At 66.3% G+C, this 2,195-nt stretch carries 1 protein-coding gene and 1 pseudogene; both read right to left on the bottom strand.

Annotated features, from left to right (window positions below; genetic code table 11):
- Window positions 1-747, bottom strand: a pseudogene (locus ABZ354_RS28560) (Fe-S oxidoreductase); the annotation flags it as partial.
- A gap of 156 nt (window positions 748-903) precedes the next feature.
- Window positions 904-1,782, bottom strand: a complete 879-nt coding sequence (locus ABZ354_RS28555; RefSeq protein WP_358661610.1) for an AfsR/SARP family transcriptional regulator — start codon at window positions 1,780-1,782, stop codon at window positions 904-906.
- Window positions 1,783-2,195: the final 413 nt, after the last annotated feature.

Genomic DNA, 2,195 nt, shown 5'->3' with positions numbered 1-2,195 from the left:
CAGCCAAATATTCGGAAACCCCAAAAACCGATGCCACGCCACACCCATGTTCGTGTTCAGCGACACCACGATCATCCAGATGAACGACGTGGAGACCTTCACGCCGGCGATGAGGAAGACCAGGTTGTGCAGGGTCGATTCGCTCATCCCACCGAACCAGTCGACCAGCGGGTAGGTGATGAAGTACGACGCCTCGTAGTGGTCCACGTGGTGCATGGCGCCCTCGAGGGCGTGCAGCAGCACGATGCAGGTGCCCACGATGACGATGACCGTCTCGACGAAGTACGCCTGGCCGGTCTTCGAGCCCGCGAAGCGGGACTTGCGGCCGGGGCCCGAGGGCCGGTTCAGCTGGCGGACGACGATCAGGGTCACGATGCCCAGTGCCGTCGTCGTGCCGAGGAACTCGACCATCATGTTGTAGGGCGGGAAGTGGCCCAGGAAGGGCAGCACCCAGTCCGGTTCGAAGAGCTGGCCGGTGGCGTTGACGATGGTCAGCAGCAGCGTGTAGAAGCCCACCGCCACGAACCAGTGCGCGAAGCCGATGACGCCCCAGCGGTTCATCCGGGTGTGGATCACGAACTCCCTGGCCAGCGTGACACTGCGCTGGTAGGGGTTGTTGGTCCGCAAGCCTTCGGGAACGGGCTGGCCGAGCCGTATGAAGCGATAGATCTGCGCCGTGGCCCTGCAGAACAGCGCGATGCCGACCACGATGAGGACCAGCGACACGATGATCGCGGCGAGTTGCATGAGGGGGCTCCTCGAACCGAAGCTTAATTACTAAGCGGTAACTTAATTCAGTTCGTCTGAGACTACCCACTTATTGCGTCACGTCGCAGCCGCGGGCGCGGTGATCTGCGCCGCTGAGGCTTGCCTCGGCCACCCTCAAGGCCCGCCTCCCGCACATCAGTTCGCGTGGATAGGACGCCCTCGGCCCACGCGGTCGGCGGCGAGCGGGACCGCGGCGAGCATCTGATGCTCCGCCAGGAGCGGGGTCTCCGGGGCCGCCATCAGGATCGACTGCTGCAGCCGCCGCAGCCGCGCGGAGGGCTCCAGACCCAGGTCCCGTACGAGGGTGCCGCGCAGCCGGTGGTAGACGTCGAGCGCCTCGCCACGCCGGCCCGAGCGGTGCAACGCCAGCATGAATTGGGCGTGCAGGTTCTCGTGGGCCCGGTAACGCCTGGTCAGCACGGTCAGCTCCGCCAGCAGTTCGCGGTGACGACCGAGTCTCAGGTCGGCTTCTATGCGCTGATCGAGCGCGCACAGCCGGCTCTCCTCGAGCCGCTGGGCCTCCATCTCCAGCTGCCCGCCGGTGTGTACGTCGGCGAAGGCCGCGCCGCTCCACAGGCCGAGCGCCTCCCGCAGCAGACGCGAAGCACCCTGGAAGTCGCCCGCGTCCATCGCGCGATAGCCCATGCCCGCGAGCCGCTCGAACTCGCGGACGTCACTGGTGCCGCCGCCGGAGACGAGCATGTAACCGCCGGGCGAGGTGACCAGGACGTCCTTGGCGCTGCGCCGCGGGGCCGCGGTGGGATCGGCGGGTGCGTCCCGCTCCAGCGCGAGCGTGATGAGGTCGCGCAGTTGAAGGACGTAGGTCTGCAGGGTGGTGCGCGCGCTGCGCGGCGGCTGTCCCGCCCACAGCTCCTCGATGAGGGCGGAGACCGGTACCACCTGGTCGGCGTGCAACGCCAGAAGGGCGAGCACCTGCCGGGGCTTCGGTGCGGTGGGGGCGACGGACACCCCGTTCTCCCTGACGTCCAATACACCCAGTATGTCGATCTGCACGCCGCTGCCCCCTAGGTGAGTGTGCTGATATCCGGCACCTCCCGAGTACAAAACAGGCCGGACGGTTTGTCAATAGCAAACCAGTTGCGCTGTTTTAATGGACAGTACAGGGGCGCGCGTCCAACTTCTCTTCACATACGGGCTGACGTGCAGAGGTCCGGGCCCGGGACCTCGACACCAAGAACGCCCGCGCAGGAGCCCTTGAGCTCCTGCGCGGGCGTCTGCCCGGCAAACGGGCGGCCATGCCTGCACGGCGGATGAGCTGACGTAAGTAACAGACCTTTCGCGCGGTTTGGCCTTGATGCCGCCCAAGTGCCTGTGCTACTGGGGTGGGTTGCCGTGTTTGCGGCTGGGCAGGTCGGCGTGTTTGGTCTGGAGCATGGTGAGGGAGCGGATGAGGACTTCGCGGGTTT

Origin of the sequence: Streptomyces sp. NPDC005925 (assembly GCF_040638805.1) — a bacterium.
Taxonomy (GTDB): Bacteria; Actinomycetota; Actinomycetes; order Streptomycetales; family Streptomycetaceae; genus Streptomyces.
The sequence above is the reverse complement of the archived record's forward strand: the minus strand, read 5'-3'. Positions and strand labels throughout refer to the sequence as shown.